Below are 19,398 nucleotides of genomic sequence, written 5' to 3' on the forward strand. Positions count from 1 at the left end.
ATAATTCGTGGTTTCAAAGCTTATTTAAGTCGAAAATTGTCACAAAAAGCGGAATTGCGCTTCGATTAATCCATTATAAATTCCTTGTTTTTGAATCAATTCTGCATGTGTTCCTTCTTCTTTGATCTGACCGTGATCCAAAACAACAATATGATCGGCATGACGGATCGTAGATAGACGGTGAGCTACGATAAAAGAAGTTCGTCCTTGAAGCAGTACTTTTAGCGCTTCCTGAATACGTAATTCTGTCTCGGTATCAATGCTGGCTGTCGCTTCATCCAAAATCAAAATTCTTGGATCAGCAAGTAATGCGCGGGCAAATGATAACAGTTGGCGTTGTCCCATAGAGAGAACATTTCCACGTTCTTCGACTTCTGTATCATATCCTTTAGGAAGCTTCTCGATATACGCATGAGCATGTACTGCTTTGGCTGCATTCTCCACTTCTTCATCAGTTGCATCCAGTCGTCCGAATCGAATATTATCTCTAATCGTGCCTGAGAAAATAAACGTGTCTTGAAGCACAATACTGATCTGTCCACGTAGACTTTCCAGCGTCACATCGCGGATATCATATCCATCGATCTTAATCGTACCGCTTTTGATATCATAGAATCGACTAATCAGATTAATAATCGTCGATTTACCTGAACCCGTATGTCCAACAAGTGCAATAGATTGTCCTGCGGTAACATGTAGATCAATCTCGCGTAGTGCAGGACGATTAGCTACATATTCAAAAGTGACTTTGTCAAAAACAATATCTCCGTTGATACGTGGTATCGGTTGTGCACCGGGCTTATCAGCGACTGAAGGCTGTTCATCCATAAATTCAAAAATACGTTCAGACGATGCCATCGCTACAAGCAATTGATTGTACATGTTGCCCAGACGGTTAATCGGGTCCCAGAAGTTCCCTACATAGCTGGCAAAAGCAACCAGTGTACCGATCATAATCTCGCCGCTCGCTATCAAAGTCGCTCCATACCAAAACAAAATCATCGATCCCAGTCCACCGGTAATCTCTATCAACGGCCCAAACGATTGGTTAAGCGCAGATGCTTTGTCCCACGATTTTTTACTAGAAGCGTTCATATTATCAAAGTATTTCATATTTTCTTTTTCCTGTGTATACGCTTGTGTGACACGAATACCTTGAATCGATTCGTTCAAATGCGAATTGATACGTGAGTTTTTCATCCGTACTTCTTGCCATGATAAACGAATAATTTTGCGTAGCTTGGTAGATACGAAGAACATTAACGGTACGGTTAGCATAACTGCCAATCCTAATTTCCAATTGATCAACATCAAAATAACGACGATACCGAGCAATTGTACACAGTCGATCATGACGTTAACTGCACCATTGGTAAATAAATCTTGCAAAGAGTTCACATCATTCGTAACCCTTACCAACACAGAACCCGCAGGACGTTTATCAAAAAAGGAAAACGATAAGCGCTGAATATGACTGAACAGATCGGAACGAAGATCATAGATCACGCGCTGTCCAATAATATTTGTATATTTGATCCGGTAGGCATTGGCTGCCCATTGGATCAGGTATAATCCTAATGCTAATGCGGTGAGACCATAGAGTAAGGTTAGACTAGGAGCACCTGTAGCCGGTTGAATAGCTTTGTCAATCGCTACCCCTGTGATGTAAGGAACAGCTAACTTCGTGACTGTACCTACCACCATCATTAAGATAATAAAAGGTAATAGTTGCTTGGCATAGGGCTTAATATAACCAAATAATCGAGCAAATTGTGACCAGTTAAATGCTTTATCAATCAGTTCATCATCTTGATAGACAAATCGATCTTCAACACGTGTTATAGATGAAGATGATTGCTTTTGTTGTTCTTTCAACGATTCTTTGGCTGAAATATTACTCATATGTTCTCACCTGCTCACTATGTGTATCATTAGGGACATCTGTTTGATTCTTATCATGAGAGATATACAGATCGTCTGCTGCTTGAAGCCGTTCGATATGATCTGCATACTGAACACGATAAATATCTTGATATGCGCCAGGTACATCGATTAATTGTTCATGCTTACCACGTTGTACTACCCGTCCTTCTTCTAGCACTAGAATCTCATCGGCATGTCGTAAAGAAGAAATACGGTGAGCAATAATAAAGGTGGTTCTGCCTTTCATTACTTCCTGAAATCCAGATTGAATCTCGTGCTCTGTCTCCATATCTACTGCGCTGGTTGCATCATCAAGAATAAGAATTTTGGGATTTTTAAGTAATGCACGAGCGATAGCAATCCGCTGTTTTTGTCCACCGGATAATCCCATACCTCGTTCTCCTACAAGCGTATCGTATCCTTGAGGGAGCTCCATAATAAAATCGTGTGCTTTGGCAAGCTTGGACACGCGAATAATATCTTCCATTGTTACTTCGTTCATGCCATAAGCGATATTATTTTTAAGCGTAGATGAGAATAAGAATGTCTCTTGAAATACCGAAGCAATCTGAGAACGCAAATCTTCAATTCGAATATCTCGGATATCTACTCCGTCTAATTTGATACTTCCTTCACTCACATTGTATGCGCGCATCAGTAACTGAATAATCGTTGATTTACCTGAACCTGTTCCACCTAATAAGCCAATAACCGAGCCTGGAGGCGCATCCAAATTAATATCTATAACAGCAGGCAATTGATTACCATAAGTAAATGTCATATGTTCAAATGTAACATGACCTTTCACTTCATGGATGTTCATATGACTGGTTGTATCTTTATCTTTGACATCTACGCGCTGATACAATATTTCTAAGATTCGTTCGGTAGAGGCTTTGGATTGCGTGTAGTTATTAATATGAAATCCCAGTCCCCACATGGGCCCGATAATATACCAGATCAGTGTAAAGAAAGCGACCAATTCTCCGAGTGTAAGCGAACCGTTAATCACTAATGTTCCGCCAAATCCAAGCAAAATCACTATACAGACCGAAGCCAGTAATTCCATCACCGGAAAGTAACGACTCCATAGAGTTGCTGCATGAATCTGATTGGTACGATAGCGTTCATTACGAACAGCAAATTTATCCACTTCATGAGGCTCACGAGCAAAAGATTTGACGGTTCGTACACCTGTAATATTTTCTTGAACCGCTGTTGTTAAAGAACCCAGAGCAAGTCTCATTTCTTGAAAAGCAGGGTGAATACGGGATTCAAATTTGAGAGCGACAAAGACAAGAAAAGGGATCGATATCAGTGTAACCAGTGTCAGTTGCCAGTTCATTGAAAACATGACGATCGAGCCAAAAATAACCATCATAAACACATTCAATAACTGAGCAAATCCAAAACCGATAAAGTTACGGATTGCTTCCAGATCACCTGTTAGACGTGACATTAAATCGCCTGTCTTCGCCGTATCGTAATAACGGAAGGATAAAAATTGTAGTTTTTCGTAGCAAGCGTTGCGAAGTCGATATGCAATATAATTACCAAGACGTCCTCCAAAAAAGCCATGTAAAAATTGCATAATTCCTTTCAAAATAGCGACACCAAAAATAGCTAGTGCTAGCATCGGAACCTGATCAAATCGCCTCAGCTTAATCACATCATCAATCAAAATTCTGAGTAAATTTGGATATACCAGTCCGAGCGCGGTAGCGGTTGCAAGACATAAAATAGAAAGGTACAAATAACTCCTTTTACTGCGATAGTAGTCATGCAATTGCTTGAGAACGTCCATGTGTCTCCCCCTTTGATTCTCTTGTCGATTATTAGCATAATGAAGCTTACCACCGTCCTCAAAAGCCCGCAAAGCGGATACATGTTCGTTTATCGTCAATGTCCTTAAATTTATGCCATAATTTAGACATAAACCGTTAATTTTAATGAAATAATACAAAATACTACGGTTCACGACCATTTCGTAACAGAAGTCAAGTTTTGTAAACTTGTTTATGCAATTATTTGGTAAAAGCGTTATCATTTTAGGCATTTTATTCTGTGTTTATTTTCACAAATATAATAATAAGGAAATTTTATATAGTTAAAAAAAGAACGCATGTCTTTTGACAGTGCGCTCTTTTTATTTATTATTTAGTTCTGATATGACTTTATAGTCTAACTTTACAAATTATAGGCTTGCTTGATTCTTTCTTGATCTTCTGCGGATACATGATGACTTAATTCATACAGATCACTCGCTAATGCTGACCAACGGTCTGCGCTAACGTCTGTTTGTAACGATGCTTCTGTTCCTTCGACCCATTCTGCAATTTGACGCTGCATATCGTCAGCTGCTTCTTGTAATCTTTCATTTAGCCCGACAATATAATATTGTGACAACCGTTCACGTTGCTCATCCAACATCGTCGCAATCAGCTGATCCAATCGCGCAGATACTTCTTCACGGAATTTCTCACGTCCACCTTGCTCGAAGAAATAGCGAGGATTACGGAACAACGACCAGAGTGACTTCCAATCCAGTACATCTGCTATTTTCATTTGTGCTAATTCTGGTGTCTGCCATTTCGTTAATTCTGGCTTAGACAACGTCAAACCTGCGGCTGCCGCTTCTGCTTCACGTCCATACACTTCTAATCGTTCACTTACCACTCGTTCAGAAGCTTTTTCCATACGTAACGTTGTCGCTAGCACTTCTTGTTCTAATTCTGTTGATAAACGGCGCAATAGCTCTCGTCCACAAGCGGCAAAATCTGCTTTGAGATCAGGTGATTCACTATTAAGCAGAGATGGATTAAAGATTTCAGGCATCCAATCTAGCGCCTTCAAGCGTACCCGTTGACGAACATGGAATAACAATTCGCCACTTTCTTCTTGAATTCGTCGATCAGGTTCAGTCTGGAACATACGCATAGCGGCAGCATGTGCGGCGGCTCGTTCTTGCACCAATTGTTGCATCCGTTCTACACGATAAGCTTCTCCACGCTTCGCCGCATCTTCCCATGTGAGTACCGTTTTGCGCACCCGCTCCACTTCATCATAAGCGGCTTGAATAGCCAGCCCTGCTAATGTCTCATCGGCAAAGCTTGTAAAATGCTGTTGGAATTGTCGGAATCCTTCATCATTTCCTTGAATCGCTCTACGACTAGACAATGCATAAATATTAGGCTTACGAATTCCGGTTGTATTTAACTCATGCACTATACGTTCTACTACTTGATTCTTTTCTTCTTCTGAAGAAGCAAGATCAGAAGCATTAACTACAAAGAACATATTGTCTAAAGCAAGACTACCTTTAACCCGTCCTAATTGTTCTAACAACTGACGGTCTCCATGAGTAAACGCATGATTATAATACGTAACAAATACGAGTGCATCTGCTGATTTCATGTATTCAAAAGTAACTCCGGTATGACGAGCATTAACAGAATCGGCTCCCGGTGTATCTACCAGTACCATCCCTTGAGCTGTTAATTCACAATGATAATACAGATCAATACGGCGGACGAAGCAAGATTTTGTTTCTTCGGATACAAATCCTCTAAATTGATCCAGCCCTATTTTCAGTTCCTGTCCAAGTAAAGGTTCCGCTTCTTGCCAGCCTGCCGCTGCTGCGATCACAAAATTATAATGAGCGCGCGCAGATGGATGAATACGGGCAGGAGATAATGAAGATATCTGTTTACCCCAATCTTGCTCTAACGTCATCTCAGGCAATCCTAATAAGCGAAAAGCACCGCTAATATCTTCTTGCATTTCGGTTCGGCTTTTCATAAATACTTGCGCTGTACCATGACCATACTCACCTTCAGGTGCCATAATCTGTGTAATAGCAGCTGTCATCGGATGCGGGGAAACAGGAAGAACCGCTTCTCCTAGCAAAGCATTTGCAAATGACGACTTGCCTGCGCTAAAAGCACCGAATAAAGCGAGCGTGAATTTACCATTTTCCATAACATGTGCACGGCGACGCAATTCGGTAGCCGGTAGGCTTAATCCTTTAATATGTTCAATCATATCGGACGCTTGACGTAATTGCACAGCCGTTTGTAACAGACGCTCTTTGCGGTGAGAAGATACTGTATTCCCTTTTGCTTGTAGTGCTGCATCATCTGGATTATTGCTTGCACTTTTATTGAGTATAGAAGCATCTAGTGATTGTTCTGTTGTTGCTTCTTTCTGGACTGCCTGTGGTGTATTGATCTGATCTACAGATTGAGCTTCTATAGATTCTTCTTGAATAGCAGGTAGCCATTGTGCTTGAAGTTGTGCACGTGCAGGCAATAATTTGCGTACTGCTTGATCGCTTTGTTCTTTTTGCTGTTCTAACTGCTGTTGATGCATCAAAGATTGATAGCGTTCAGATAATTGATCACGTTCTTGTTGTAATGTATGCTGTTCGGCTTCTACTTTGGGTTGTAATTGCTCAAATAAACGCTCTATTGCATCCAGTGCAGCACGACGATAAATAGCTACTGTTTTTTCACGTAAGGCACGCGTATAGTTCAGTACATATTCACCTGATATCGCTACATCTGAGCCTGCACCTGCTTCAATATCACGTTCTGTGATCTGAGGTAAAGAAGAAGTTAACAACGTTTCTTGTTCTTCTGTCCATAGCTGTTGCTCTTGACTCCATCCACGCAATAAGCCACGTACATGAACATCTAGATTAGCAGCAACTTGCTCACGATAAGCGTTCAAAAAAGTAGACTTGCGTTGCGCACGCTCTTGGGCTGTTTTGTCTTTTGAAGCGAAAAATCCTTTTTTAAATCCAGGTCGTTCACTTTCTAGATACAGTTGAGCGAGATCGCGTACAGGTGCAGGTGTAATATTCGCTTGATCGACCAAACGTCCGATTTCCCAGCTCCATGATTTGCGATAATCTTCGATTTTATTTTGCGCTGTAACGATCTGTTGTTCAAATTGTTCTAATTGAGTATTGAGTTGTTCTACAGTCATATCATCATGCTGTTCATCTTCAGTATCAGACTGCTCTTGTTCATGGTTCATTTGCGCTTGCAACCATTTGGTATGTTCTTCTGCTAATTCCCATATCGCTTGTGATAGGCTATACATTCGTAACGGTTCACGCTCTACAAGCAATTCACCAATCACTGTCCGCAGTCGTTCTAGCTTACCATGACGATGCTGAGGCTCCTGTCTGGAGACATACAGAATACCTGCTGGCTCAATGCCACGTCCTGCAAAAGACTGAGCTACACCTCGCTGGTAGTCGGCAAAAGGTAACTCTAGATCATCATGCTTATCAATTTGATTGACGATCAAATATAAAGGTTTGCCTCGTTCGGATAGTGTTTTGGCAAAAGAAAGATTGGTTTCGGATTGAACATGATTATAATCCATCACATAAAATACAACATCAGCACGATGCAGAGCAGAGTACGTAGCCGCTTCGTGCGCCGCATCTGTCGAATCTACACCCGGTGTATCTAATAACACACCATGAGCGCCTAGAAGCTTAATATCGTCCCATAGATCGACAGATTCGTACTCACCGCCGTTTTTGCAATATTCATCTAATTCATCTAACCCTATTTCAAATGATGGCTCTTGATTATTTAAATGTACAATAGCACGCGGTTCTCCATCACGAATCGCAGCAATATTTGCTGTTGTAGGAATAGGACTGGTCGGTAATACCTGTTTACCACATAACCAGTTCATTAGGCTAGATTTACCCGCAGAAAAATGCCCACAAAAAGCAAGCACCAATTCTTCGGAACGATGCTTCTGGATTAAATCTTGTGCTTTGTTCGCAGCAGCCGTATTTCCTTGTTGTTCCAGTGTTGATTTTAATTGTTCTAGTATATGATCGAACGAATCTTTCGTCGTTGGTGTAATCGCTTGCATCAGTATGCCCTCCATCATGCATGATCTCTGCTCAAATTTACTTTGCTGATATTGTACCATTGTGATACACCTGCTGTAACTATTGGATTACAAGCTAGCCGATCTTATATGCTACGACAGGCTTTTCCACTTCTTGTATTTTAATCATAAAAAAGGCTTTTTACGAATAGCATCTATAATAACCGATCGGAAGATCGTATAGATACTTTCATAAAAAGCCTTATTTGAGCACTGTTATAGTATTACTGAATTAGATAACGCTAGCTTCTTTTTCAGCAACAGGAACTAGAATTTCGAACAATTTACCATGTTGCAAAATAGTAATTCCTTTACCTTTGTCTTTCATCACAACAACATCGCGTTTTTGTGCCATACGCTCGATATAGTAATCAGGTACATCGCCAGAATAGTTAACAGTAATACCGTCAACTTCTTTTTCTTCGTTTTCAGCCAATTCTTCTGCTACCACTTGCTCAAAGATATCAGAAAATTGTTCAAAATTATCAGTGTATACGGAAATGCATTTCATAACGTTCGACCTCTTTTTATGTTGTAGTGTTGTTTTTCTCTACTGACTTTGAGATTTTAGGTTTGACCTTTTTCTCTTTGATCACTAGAGAAGTTTTCATTCTTTTTTTGCCTTCACGACAAATGTCCAATAGTGGACATACCTGACAAGCAGGATTTTGAGCTTTGCAATGATACCGTCCGAAAAAAATAAAACGATGATGACTAATCGTCCATTCATCCCGGGGTACACGCTTGTTCAGCTTGTTTTCCACTTCGGTTACATTGTCTTTCCAGTTTGCGAGTCCTAGCCTTTTGGATACACGTTCAACATGAGTATCTACTGCAAAAGCCGGCACATCAAATGCATTGGATACGACCACATTCGCTGTCTTACGTCCAACTCCTGGAAGCTGTACAAGCAGGTCATGTTCACCAGGCACTTCTCCACCATATTTTTCAATCAGGATCTGGCATAAATTTTGAATATGCTTCGCTTTGTTGCGATACAATCCAATACGCCGTATATCTTGTTCCAATTCTTCGAGTGGTACAGAGATATAATCCTGTGGTGTGTGATATTTCTGAAATAAATCTGCCGTCACCTTGTTGACTGTCGCATCTGTGCATTGTGCCGAGAGCAGTACAGCAATCGTCAGTTCAAACGCATTGTTATGATTAAGTTCGCAGTGCGCATCTGGGAACATGCCAGCGATGGTATCTAAAATATGTCTCACTGTAGTGGCATTCATTAGTATTCCTCCTGCAAAAAACCGCCTGTCCACGGCATTTTCCGCGACTCAGACGGTATCGTCTCACTGTACCTGCATGATAGGGATTGCTGCGTCTAGCATTAGATCTCGTACCCAATCTTCAATGACAATACAATTCGTATCTTAACATGTTCTGTGACGAATTGCACGCATCGTTTACATGAATTTTCAGTAATTTTTTACTTACGTCAACAAATCGTTAAAAGTTATCTCTGATTTATTTTTTTCTAAAAACAAAAGATCAGTCATCTATGGAATATATCCTATAGGACTGATCTTTTGGCAATTCTGTATTTTGTTTTAGGATACACCTAAATATTCTTTGATTCCTTTAACGACACCATCAGCAACCGCTTGTTGTCTGGAAGCATCATTCATTTTAGCTTCTTCGGATTTATTACTGATAAATCCAACTTCTAACAATACCGCTGGCATTGTCGTTTCGCGGATTACATGGAAATTACCATATTGTACACCACGATCTTTAAAGCCTGTTGCAGCTACTAGATACTTGTGAATCGTCTGTGCTAGCTTTTTGCTATTGCTGCGTTGGTAATATGTTTCTGTACCGGAAGCCGCAGAAGAACTACTGCTGTTCGCGTGAATCGAGACGAATAGGTCTGCATTCAGCTTTTCAGCTACTTTGACACGTTGTTTCAGTTCAAGGAATGTATCATCTGAACGTGTAAGAACTACATCAATATTTGGATCTTGTTTTAAAATAGCTTCTACTTTCAAAGCGACTGCAAGATTCAATGCTTTCTCACTACTTACAGAACCGATCGCTCCTGGATCTTGATATCCATGTCCTGCATCAATAACGACAACTTTTTTGCCATCATTTCCTACAGAAGATCCGCCTTGCGTTGTTCCTTCTGTCGTTGTTGGAACAGTAGGCTTAGGTGTCGTGCCGTTATCTGGTGTTAGATCAACGATCAACAATCCATTGCCTTCGTTAAAGACTTCGTAATTCTGCTTGTTGTTCAGATCAATAACGATCCGAACAGAAGAAGGATCTGTGCTGTACTGTGAGTAACGAATTTGAGAAACTTTATCATTGTTCTCTACAGCAAGCGTTTGAATTTGTCCGGCACTTGCTGATTGACCAAATCCTCCACCAAAATCAGAGTTAGGCAGATCAATCACAATCCGATTAGGTGAATCCATTTTGGATACTTTCGGTGCTACGTTTTTGTCCAGTGTAACCAATAAGCGGCTTTCACTGAAGCTAATACCGTTCACCAGTGCAAGACCGTTCTCGGCGTTTGATCCTGATTCCGAAGTCGTTCCTCCGCCGGTGCTCGTGCCTGTTGTTGCCAACGTGACAATTTTGTCGCTGTTATTCCAGTTTACTTTGATCCCCATCTGTTCACTAACCAGACGAATCGGTACCAATGTTGTTCCATTTTGAACCACAGGTGCTGTATTCAGCGTGTACGTTTGGTTGTCGACAAAAGCCGATTTTTTGCCAATATTCAATGTGATTGATTTACCTTCACCATCAATCGCAACCTTACCAGCATCTTGATCCCAGGTTACTTGGTAACCCAATTCCTGAGAAATCACACGAATCGGCACCATCACCGAACCATCAATATTCTGCACATCTTCCGGAATACTAAGTTGCTGTCCATCTAGTACAACACGTGTGTTCGTGGCAGCATCACTGATGTGGGGAAAGGACCACATAAACGCAAACAAAAATAACAAAAAAGCAAATTTCTTCATTCTTCACCCCTACCATTCCCGTTTTTTATTACCGAACTTCTTGTACGGCTCCTACCGGTTTTCACATACAACCAGACGATTTATTAGACGCTTAACTTTATCAAAAGTTGCGAGTCTTTTACAATCTTAACAGAATGAGCGCGAGCTTTCCTTAAATTTAAAAATGTTACGTCAATGTAACCTTAAAATCCAAAGCAGATTTGGCAAAATAAAAATGCACAACCCGCTGTCATAAGTACTATCGACAGGGTTATGCATTTTTTTAAGAATTATACGAATAAATGTTGAGCTTTGTTTTTTTCGTACGCTGTAATATCAGCTTCATGTTGTAACGTCAAGCCGATATCATCCAGACCTTGAAGCAAAAATTGACGACGATGCTCATCAAGATCAAAATCTATCGTCAGACCATAATCATCAGACAATTGTTTGTTTTCCAAATCGACTTTTAAGCGGTATCCTTCATGATCGGCAGTACGTTGGAAAATATCCTGTACTTGCTCTTCTGATAATTTGATTGGCAAAATACCGTTTTTAAAACAGTTGTTGTAGAAAATATCAGCAAATGATGGTGCGATCACACAACGGAATCCGTAATCCATAATCGCCCACGGCGCATGTTCACGAGAAGAACCGCAACCAAAGTTGGCACGAGAAACAAGTACAGAAGCACCTTCATAGCGAGGTTTATTCATTTCGAATTCTTGATTCACATTCCCTGCTTCATCCCAGCGCCATTCGTAAAATAGAAATTGTCCAAAACCAGTACGTTCAATTCTTTTCAAAAACTGCTTCGGAATAATAGCATCTGTATCTACATTCACGCGGTCTACAGGAGCCACGATCCCATTTAATTGTTTAAATTCTTCCATGGATAATTACCCCTCTCCTAGTTCAATACTTCTGATTTGAAATTCCAGTCACGTACATCGGTAAAGTGCCCTGTAATCGCCGCTGCTGCTGCCATTGCTGGAGACACAAGATGCGTACGTCCACCACGTCCTTGACGACCTTCAAAGTTACGGTTCGATGTCGAAGCACAACGTTGTCCCGGTTGTAATACGTCAGGGTTCATCGCCAGACACATACTGCATCCTGCTTCACGCCATTCAAAGCCAGCTTCTTTAAATACCACATCCAAACCTTCTTTTTCCGCTTGAATCTTCACACGTCCAGAGCCTGGAACAACAATCGCTGTCAAACGGTCTGACACAGTATATCCTTTGGCTACAGCCGCCGCTGCGCGCAAATCTTCAATCCGTCCATTCGTACACGAACCGATAAATACATAATCGACTGGAATTTCAGCCATTGGTGTACCTGGAGCCAAATCCATATATTCAAGTGCTTTTTCAGCAGCTCTACGTTCATTTTCAGTGGTGAAATCAGCAGGGTTCGGTACAGAAGAAGTGATATCAGTACCCATACCCGGGCTTGTTCCCCATGTTACTTGTGGAATCAAAGCATCAACATCAAATTCAAGTACAGTATCATACTCTGCACCTTCATCTGTTGTTAACTGTTCCCAGCGTGCTACAGCTTCTTCAAAGGCTGCACCTTGAGGCACATATTGACGACCACGAAGATATTCTACAGTTGTTGCATCTGGTGCGATTAATCCTGCTCTTGCGCCACCTTCAATAGACATATTACATACAGTCATACGCTCTTCCATCGTCAAATCACGAATCGCTTCACCTGTATACTCCAATACATAACCTGTTGCAAAATCGGTACCGTATTTAGCAATAACGCCCAAAATCATATCTTTAGCTGTTACACCGGGTTTGCGTGACCCATTAAAACGAATTTCCATCGTTTTGGACTTGGATTGTTGCAAACATTGTGTTGCCATTACGTGTTCTACTTCACTTGTTCCGATTCCGAAAGCAAGAGCACCAAAAGCACCATGAGTCGATGTATGGCTATCTCCACATACAATCGTTTTGCCCGGATGAGTCAATCCTAATTCTGGACCCATAACGTGGACAACCCCTTGATCAATCGTATCCAGATCGAACAATTTCACGCCAAAGTCCGCACAGTTCTGACTTAGTGTATCGATTTGTTGCTTGGAGATTGGATCTTTAATGTTGAAACGATCTGTTGTCGGCACATTATGATCCATCGTTGCAAATGTTAATTCAGGACGACGCACTTTGCGATTGCTCAAGCGCAAGCCTTCAAATGCTTGCGGAGATGTTACTTCATGCACTAAATGTAGATCGATATACAAAATACTTGGTTGATTTTCTTGTTGAAAAATAACGTGATTATCCCAAATTTTCTCGTACAATGTTTTTTTACTCATTATTTTCACCCCATCATAAGATTCGGACTAAGTCAGCGAACATTCTCTTGCAGCAAATGGTGATGGCTGCAATGAAATCTTGGACCTGAGAATGAAGCACCGCTTTATATTGAATCTAATATAACATTACGTGCTATATTGTTCCAAGATATAATAACTATAGAAGTTATAGGCTATACTTATAAGTGAATTTTGATTAAAATAGATGTATAAAAATAATACGTGTACGAAGGAGCAACGTCATATGGAACTTAGACAACTGCAATATGCACTACAGATTGCTGCTGAACGTAACTTTTCGCGCGCAGCAGAGAAACTACATATCGCTCAACCTTCACTTAGTCAGCAATTATCCAAATTAGAAAAAGAATTAGGTGTGCTCCTTTTTCAGCGTAATACCAGTACAGTTGAATTAACACATGCAGGTACTAATTTTGTAGAACAAGCTCAAAAAATCATTGATGCTGTAGAACAGCTACGTCAAGAGATGGCAGATATTTCACAATTACAAAGTGGACGTGTAGTGGTCGGTAGTATGCAGATTACCGGTTCTCATCTTCTCCCTCATGTACTCCCTGCTTTTCGTGCTGCTTATCCGCAGATTGAAGTGATCTTAATCGAAGATACATCACTCAATTTAGAAAAGTTAACCGCTAGCGGTAAAACCGACCTTAGTCTACTCGCTCTTCCTCTTACCGAACCGTCACTCACGTATGAACCGGTAGGTGATGAATTGATCGATCTGGCTGTACCGCCTAATCATCCGTTAGCTCAGCGATTTGCGAATGGCGATCATCGACCTGTAGAATTGAAAGAATTAGAACATGAACCTTTTATCGTGCTCAAAAAAGGACAAGGATTCCGCAAAATTGTATTCGATGTGTGTAAAGAAGCAGGTTTTGAACCGCAGGTCGTATTTGAAAGTAATAATATCGAGACGATCCAATCTTTGGTCGCTACAGGAATGGGTGTTACTTTTGTTCCTCATTATATAGCGCGCGCCAGACGTGGCGAGTTTTTACCCATCTATCTTCCTTTAGCAGAACCGATTCCAAGTCGTACACTTGTGATAGCACGTCGCAAAGGTAGATATTTATCCAAAGCGGCTGAAGCATTTGTAAATACGTTTAAAGAAACAATGATTAATGTAGTACATCCTGAACAATAAAATAAGGAAATGCAGTCTATGCATTCCCTTATAATTTTATTTTGTTTCTATATATATGCTAATTGCTAGACGTACTGTATATGATAGGTGTTAGTTCATTAAGAAATGTATTTTTTAAATATGTTGTAGAAAATGAATATATTCAGAGATATTTTCTTCAATCCGTACTGGTGTCGATTCATGCTCTGCACTATAAAAAGCGGTGAAACCTTGATACGAAGCATGAATATAATCAAATGTCATTTCAAAAGGCAGTAATATTTGTTCTAACGTATAGCGATATTTTCCGTCAGGTTGGTAATCTGCTTCACTAACGCCTACAGTCACAGCGATAGCAACTTTGCGATCGGTAAAGTGTTTACCTGTTGAACCATACGCCCAGCCATACGTTAATACTTCATCAAGCCATTTTTTCAACAGTGGCGGGCAATTAAACCAGTACAATGGAAACTGGAAAACGATATGATCATGTGCTTCGACAAGTGCTTGTTCTTGCTCTACATTTATGTTTTCATCAGGATAGACTTTGTAAAGTTCATGAATCGTGAATTGATCAGGATACTTTTCCAGTTCTTGAATCCAGCGTTTATTGATGACGGAATCTTGCATATTAGGATGCGTTACGATTACTAATGTTTTCATATGATAAACCTCCATTATATTTAGCTTGGTTGGACTTGCTAAACCTATTGTAAGACGGATACTTATCATAAAAAAGTACGCACTTTAAAGTTAGGTACTAACCTCAAAGAAAGTATGGAATGCCTGAAAGGAGAATTAGCAATGCATATTGGTGACTACAGTCTAACAGGTGTTAACCTGAAAGATACGGGATTTGGCTATACGCTTTCACTAGTAGGCGGAAAATATAAAATGATTATTATGTATTGGTTAGCAGGAGAAAATAAAGTAATGCGTTACAATGAACTCAAGCGTTCAATAGGCACGATTTCTTTCAAAACGTTAAGTGCTACATTAAAAGAACTAGAACAAGATCAATTGATTATCCGTACAGAATACCCTCAAGTGCCGCCAAAAGTAGAATACCGTTTATCAGAACGCGGACAATCGTTAATTCCAATCTTAGATATGATGTGTGATTGGGGCGAACAGAATCAATTAGAAGAGATTTAATTACAAAAAGTAATAAAAATACTATTAATAACAATCAATTCAGGTTATACTATTTCTAATGCAACTATAATGGTTACACCTTTTGCCATTCTATTTTTGAATATCATTATAAATTTATTGTAGTGGAGGATTATCCGTATGAAAATTGAAGTGTGGTCAGATTATCAATGTCCTTTTTGTTATATCGGCAAAGCTCGTCTAAATAAAGCTCTGGAACAATTTCCTAATCGGGATGAAGTTGAAGTGAGCTTCCGTAGTTTTGAATTAGATCCGAATGCAGCTAAAGATATTCCGATGAATATGTATGAAATGTTGATGAACAAATTTGGCTTAACCTTAGAACAAGTCAAACAAAACAGCGCTAATTTATGGCAACAAGCCAAAAACGAAGGTTTGGATTTCCAATTTGATACGATGGTATTAACAAATAGCTTTGATGCGCATCGTTTACTTAAATTTGCTACTGCTCATGGTAAAGAAGCTGAAATGAATGAAGCTTTATTCCGCGCTTACTTTACAGATTCATTGCATATCGGCGATCATGCTACATTGTTAGATATTGCTGAACGTGTAGGCTTGGATCGTGCAGAAACAGAAGCATTTTTGAACAGTGAGCAATTCGGTAAAGAAGTTCGCCAAGATGAACAACAAGCGAATCAATTAGGCGTTACCGGTGTCCCTTTCTTTGTTGTGAATAACAAATACGGTATCTCTGGCGCACAACCGACAGAAGTATTTCTAAATACATTGCAAGATGTATGGGCAGAAGATCATCCTTTGCAAATGATTAACAGTACCGAAGGCGATGTATGTGCTGATGGCTCTTGCATCGTACCTGACACCAAATCTTAATTCTTCTTGGATCATCTCTAATTAGATAGATATCGTGATAAGTAAAATAATGAAATAAAAACGCTATTGCTGCACTAAAAGCAATAGCGTTTTTTATTTGGATTGATAACGATAGATTGAACTTTTTATTTGGATACAAACAATATTTTTATAACAAAATCTATAATCATAGCTGTTTATACGAGCGCATGGTTACTATACTTCTTTTTACGATGTGAACTGTTGATTATACCATTGTACTGCTGCTTCCACTTCAGTTGCTGTTAACTGGTGACCGTAATTTTCCCAGTGTAAATGCACTTCTGCATTTGCATCGATAAAATATTTCGCCAATTCTTCTGTCTCAGCGCGAGGAATAATCGGATCGTTAGTTCCTGAACCCATAAAGATAGGAATGCCAGCTAGATCAGGTAACGCTATACTGCGAAGTGGAACCATCGCATGATGCAGAACAGCGCCTTTTAACGATTGATTATCATGGAAAAGTAAGCTTGCTGCAATATTCGCACCATTTGAATATCCAACGGCTACAATATTGCGACGATCAAATCCGTATTCTACCGCTGCTTCATCCAAAAATGTATTAAGCTCATGAGTGCGAGCAATCAAATCGGGTTCATCGAATACCCCTTCAGCCAGGCGACGGAAAAAGCGTGGCATTCCGTTTTCCAACACAGCTCCACGTACACCCAAAATCGAAGCTTCCGGCGCAAGACGTTCTGCTAACGGAATCAAATCGTTTTCTGTTCCTCCTGTACCATGTAACAATAACAAAACAGGTTGTGACGTATCTTTACCTTGCTTGAAAATGTGTTTTAATGTCAGTGTCATCTCTGTTCCTCCTCTATACGTGCTTGATAATATACGGGCAATTTTTTTTTCATATTATAAAATGATGGGTGCAAAGTAAAATATCTTATTGAAGTTGTTATTACGATTGAGGAGCTATTTTACGAACTTCGATCGGTAATAGATTTTGTTCAATCAATTCACGTTGTGGTTCATACCATTCAGGTAACATTAATTTTTGTCCCAATTGATCTGCTGGTTCATCATTTGCAAATCCTGGAGGATCTGTAGCAATCTCGAACAAGATGCCACCTTCTTCACGGAAGTACACAGCATTGAAATATTGACGATCAATAACAGGTGTAGGTTGGAAGCCACCCGCTTGTACTTGTTCACGCCATAGTTCATGCTCTGCAAAGTCAGCCGCACGCCATGCGATATGATGCACTGTTCCTGCACCAGCAATACCTCTTGGTAATTCACGAGAATTCACATCAATAATATTTCCGATCTCGCCATCTGCTTGAAAACGAACATATCCGTCTTCTTCTGCAATTTTGGTAAGTCCAAGTACATGTTCTACGGTATGCAATGTTTTTGCAGGGACTGCACTGAACAATACACCGCCACCAAATCCTTTAATCGCTTGTGCAGATGTGATACCATCCCATTCCCATGTACTTGCTGCGCCGCCTTCACGTTCAACCAATTCAATTCGTAGACCATCATGATCTTCAAATCGTAACAATTGTTCGCCAAAACGTTGTACTGGTTCAAAACGAATACCTAATCGTGTTAACCGTTCTTTCCAGAAATCAAGCGATCCTGTAGGAACAGCAAATACGGTAATTCCCAATTGCCCTGCTCCAACAGCACCTTTACGTGCACCTGGTTGTGGGAAAAAAGTAACGATTGTTCCCGGGCTACCACCAGCATCTCCAAAGTATAAATGATAAACATCTGGTGCATCAAAATTGATTGTTTTTTTGACCATGTGTAGTCCAAGTACACCTGCATAAAAGTCAACATTGCGTTGTGGATCGGCTACAAAAGAAGTGATGTGGTGAATACCTGCTGTACGAAGTGTCATAATAATGATCTCCTTTATGTTTCATTTTTTTAGTGTTACATCATGTTTGAATACTCTTATTTAAAATATCTTTAAGTTAAACTAATTACGTATACTTATTTCATTTCGTAGTGATGTGTTGCTGTTGTATATCTTTATTATAAACAGTTTGCGCAATAACAAAAGACCTTTGCAGAAGAATGTTGCTGAACACCGAACTAACTAACTTTTAGTAAGTATTATAAATAAATTTGATGAGTTTCTCTTTTTGTGTGGGCAGTTGTTTTCCATTTTCATCTACTCTTACAGAATAACAGTATACAAAAAGCAGAAATAATAGCACACCAGATGTGCTGTATTATTTCTGCTTGTGTAAAATCAATCTTTTTACTATTGTATTGTTTTACTTTTGCTTATGAATATATAATTCAGGACGACGATCGGCAAAAACAGGAATACGTCCACGTACTTCATCTGCTAGATCAAGATCGATTGTGGCGCTAATAATACCTTCTGCTTCATCACCTTCTGCTAATACTTCGCCCCATGGATCGATAATCATCGAATGACCGAAAAACTCACTATTTTCATCACGTCCTACACGATTACAAGCCACTACATACATTTGATTTTCGATCGCACGTGCTGTTAATAGTGTACGCCAGTGATGCATACGTGGATGAGGCCACTCCGCAGGAACGAACCAGATTTGTGCACCTGCCAGAGCAAGACTACGCGCTAATTCAGGAAAACGAAGATCGTAACAGATCGAAGCCGCAGCAGTTACATCATGTAATGGAAATAAAGCAGTCTGCTCGCCGGGTTGCATAAACTTCTCTTCATTCATTAATTTGAACAAATGAATTTTGTCGTATTTGGCACTACGCTCACCATCCGCGTCATACACATACAATGTATTATAAAATCCACTTTCACGTTGTTCTGATATGGAACCTCCTACCAGCACAATCTGATACCGCTTAGCCATATCACTCATCCATGTAGTCAGCTTCCCATTTTCAGGTTCAGCTAATCCTGCCAAGCGATCCAGAGCATACCCTGTATTCCACATTTCAGGCAGTACAACAACATCCGGCTTCTGCTCTGCTGTCATCGCTTGAGCAATCCACTCTTCAGCACGTTGTTGATTCACTGTAGGATTGGCAAGTTCAATATCCATTTGAATTAAAGCAATATGTAATTGGCGTGTATTTGTCATTAGTGATCATTCCCCTTTATCCAAGCT

15 protein-coding genes are annotated in these 19,398 nt (G+C 40.0%); 3 read left to right on the top strand and 12 right to left on the bottom strand.

The annotated features are described in order from the left end of the window. Window positions 1-39: 39 nt before the first annotated feature. From QCD85_RS07570 to leuC, 8 genes are all read right to left on the bottom strand, one after another. On the bottom strand, window positions 40-1,902 hold the full coding sequence (locus QCD85_RS07570) for an ABC transporter ATP-binding protein (protein ID WP_301262176.1): 1,863 nt from the start codon (window positions 1,900-1,902) through the stop codon (window positions 40-42). Further along, window positions 1,895-3,727, bottom strand: coding sequence for an ABC transporter ATP-binding protein (locus tag QCD85_RS07575; RefSeq protein WP_301262177.1), 1,833 nt, complete (start codon window positions 3,725-3,727; stop codon window positions 1,895-1,897). The genes QCD85_RS07570 and QCD85_RS07575 overlap by 8 nt, the downstream gene beginning before the upstream one ends. 383 nt (window positions 3,728-4,110) lie before the next feature. Next, complete coding sequence (locus QCD85_RS07580; protein WP_301262178.1) at window positions 4,111-7,821, bottom strand: dynamin family protein; 3,711 nt, start codon at window positions 7,819-7,821, stop codon at window positions 4,111-4,113. A 250-nt stretch (window positions 7,822-8,071) separates the two neighbouring features. After that, window positions 8,072-8,350, bottom strand: coding sequence for an NAD/NADP transhydrogenase alpha subunit (locus QCD85_RS07585; protein WP_204823577.1), 279 nt, complete (start codon window positions 8,348-8,350; stop codon window positions 8,072-8,074). A 16-nt stretch (window positions 8,351-8,366) separates the two neighbouring features. Next, window positions 8,367-9,080: an endonuclease III gene (nth, locus tag QCD85_RS07590; RefSeq protein ID WP_273612809.1), complete on the bottom strand. Its 714-nt coding sequence runs from the start codon at window positions 9,078-9,080 to the stop codon at window positions 8,367-8,369. A 321-nt stretch (window positions 9,081-9,401) separates the two neighbouring features. After that, window positions 9,402-10,829: an N-acetylmuramoyl-L-alanine amidase family protein gene (locus QCD85_RS07595; protein ID WP_273612810.1), complete on the bottom strand. Its 1,428-nt coding sequence runs from the start codon at window positions 10,827-10,829 to the stop codon at window positions 9,402-9,404. A gap of 269 nt (window positions 10,830-11,098) precedes the next feature. Continuing rightward, window positions 11,099-11,701, bottom strand: coding sequence for a 3-isopropylmalate dehydratase small subunit (gene leuD, locus QCD85_RS07600; RefSeq protein WP_273612811.1), 603 nt, complete (start codon window positions 11,699-11,701; stop codon window positions 11,099-11,101). 17 nt (window positions 11,702-11,718) lie between these two features. Continuing rightward, window positions 11,719-13,140 (bottom strand): 3-isopropylmalate dehydratase large subunit, encoded by a 1,422-nt coding sequence (leuC, locus tag QCD85_RS07605; RefSeq protein ID WP_273612812.1) that lies wholly within the window; start codon window positions 13,138-13,140, stop codon window positions 11,719-11,721. A 244-nt stretch (window positions 13,141-13,384) separates the two neighbouring features. Here leuC and QCD85_RS07610 point away from each other — a divergent pair, with 244 nt between their 5' ends. Continuing rightward, window positions 13,385-14,308, top strand: a complete 924-nt coding sequence (locus tag QCD85_RS07610; RefSeq protein ID WP_273612813.1) for a LysR family transcriptional regulator — start codon at window positions 13,385-13,387, stop codon at window positions 14,306-14,308. A 114-nt stretch (window positions 14,309-14,422) separates the two neighbouring features. Here QCD85_RS07610 and QCD85_RS07615 read toward each other — a convergent pair whose 3' ends face one another. Next, on the bottom strand, window positions 14,423-14,950 hold the full coding sequence (locus tag QCD85_RS07615; protein ID WP_273612814.1) for an NAD(P)H-dependent oxidoreductase: 528 nt from the start codon (window positions 14,948-14,950) through the stop codon (window positions 14,423-14,425). Window positions 14,951-15,091: 141 nt separating this feature from the next. Here QCD85_RS07615 and QCD85_RS07620 point away from each other — a divergent pair, with 141 nt between their 5' ends. After that, window positions 15,092-15,442, top strand: coding sequence for a winged helix-turn-helix transcriptional regulator (locus tag QCD85_RS07620; protein WP_301262179.1), 351 nt, complete (start codon window positions 15,092-15,094; stop codon window positions 15,440-15,442). A 138-nt stretch (window positions 15,443-15,580) separates the two neighbouring features. Then, a complete protein-coding gene (locus tag QCD85_RS07625; protein WP_301262180.1) occupies window positions 15,581-16,294 on the top strand; it encodes a DsbA family oxidoreductase in 714 nt (237 codons plus the stop codon). Window positions 16,295-16,501: 207 nt separating this feature from the next. Here the strand turns inward: QCD85_RS07625 and QCD85_RS07630 are convergent, their stop codons facing one another. From QCD85_RS07630 to QCD85_RS07640, 3 genes are all read right to left on the bottom strand, one after another. After that, window positions 16,502-17,125, bottom strand: coding sequence for an alpha/beta hydrolase (locus QCD85_RS07630; protein WP_301262181.1), 624 nt, complete (start codon window positions 17,123-17,125; stop codon window positions 16,502-16,504). Window positions 17,126-17,225: 100 nt separating this feature from the next. Beyond that, window positions 17,226-18,173, bottom strand: coding sequence for a ring-cleaving dioxygenase (locus QCD85_RS07635; protein ID WP_301262182.1), 948 nt, complete (start codon window positions 18,171-18,173; stop codon window positions 17,226-17,228). Window positions 18,174-18,555: 382 nt separating this feature from the next. Beyond that, window positions 18,556-19,371 carry a carbon-nitrogen family hydrolase gene (locus tag QCD85_RS07640; RefSeq protein ID WP_301262183.1) on the bottom strand — a complete coding sequence of 272 codons (816 nt, stop codon included), beginning with the start codon at window positions 19,369-19,371 and terminating at the stop codon, window positions 18,556-18,558. Window positions 19,372-19,398: the final 27 nt, after the last annotated feature.

The organism is Paenibacillus sp. PsM32, assembly GCF_030433815.1.
GTDB lineage: Bacteria > Bacillota > Bacilli > Paenibacillales > Paenibacillaceae > Saccharibacillus > Saccharibacillus kyungheensis.

What these genes read in the sequence shown, in the direction of transcription:
- QCD85_RS07570 (WP_301262176.1), bottom strand. Translation starts at nt 1,902, where the DNA reads ATGAGTAATATTTCAGCCAAAGAATCGTTGAAAGAACAACAAAAGCAA.
- QCD85_RS07575 (WP_301262177.1), bottom strand. Translation starts at nt 3,727, where the DNA reads ATGGACGTTCTCAAGCAATTGCATGACTACTATCGCAGTAAAAGGAGT.
- QCD85_RS07580 (WP_301262178.1), bottom strand. Translation starts at nt 7,821, where the DNA reads ATGCAAGCGATTACACCAACGACGAAAGATTCGTTCGATCATATACTA.
- QCD85_RS07585 (WP_204823577.1), bottom strand. Translation starts at nt 8,350, where the DNA reads ATGAAATGCATTTCCGTATACACTGATAATTTTGAACAATTTTCTGAT.
- nth (WP_273612809.1), bottom strand. Translation starts at nt 9,080, where the DNA reads ATGAATGCCACTACAGTGAGACATATTTTAGATACCATCGCTGGCATG.
- QCD85_RS07595 (WP_273612810.1), bottom strand. Translation starts at nt 10,829, where the DNA reads ATGAAGAAATTTGCTTTTTTGTTATTTTTGTTTGCGTTTATGTGGTCC.
- leuD (WP_273612811.1), bottom strand. Translation starts at nt 11,701, where the DNA reads ATGGAAGAATTTAAACAATTAAATGGGATCGTGGCTCCTGTAGACCGC.
- leuC (WP_273612812.1), bottom strand. Translation starts at nt 13,140, where the DNA reads ATGAGTAAAAAAACATTGTACGAGAAAATTTGGGATAATCACGTTATT.
- QCD85_RS07610 (WP_273612813.1), top strand. Translation starts at nt 13,385, where the DNA reads ATGGAACTTAGACAACTGCAATATGCACTACAGATTGCTGCTGAACGT.
- QCD85_RS07615 (WP_273612814.1), bottom strand. Translation starts at nt 14,950, where the DNA reads ATGAAAACATTAGTAATCGTAACGCATCCTAATATGCAAGATTCCGTC.
- QCD85_RS07620 (WP_301262179.1), top strand. Translation starts at nt 15,092, where the DNA reads ATGCATATTGGTGACTACAGTCTAACAGGTGTTAACCTGAAAGATACG.
- QCD85_RS07625 (WP_301262180.1), top strand. Translation starts at nt 15,581, where the DNA reads ATGAAAATTGAAGTGTGGTCAGATTATCAATGTCCTTTTTGTTATATC.
- QCD85_RS07630 (WP_301262181.1), bottom strand. Translation starts at nt 17,125, where the DNA reads ATGACACTGACATTAAAACACATTTTCAAGCAAGGTAAAGATACGTCA.
- QCD85_RS07635 (WP_301262182.1), bottom strand. Translation starts at nt 18,173, where the DNA reads ATGACACTTCGTACAGCAGGTATTCACCACATCACTTCTTTTGTAGCC.
- QCD85_RS07640 (WP_301262183.1), bottom strand. Translation starts at nt 19,371, where the DNA reads ATGACAAATACACGCCAATTACATATTGCTTTAATTCAAATGGATATT.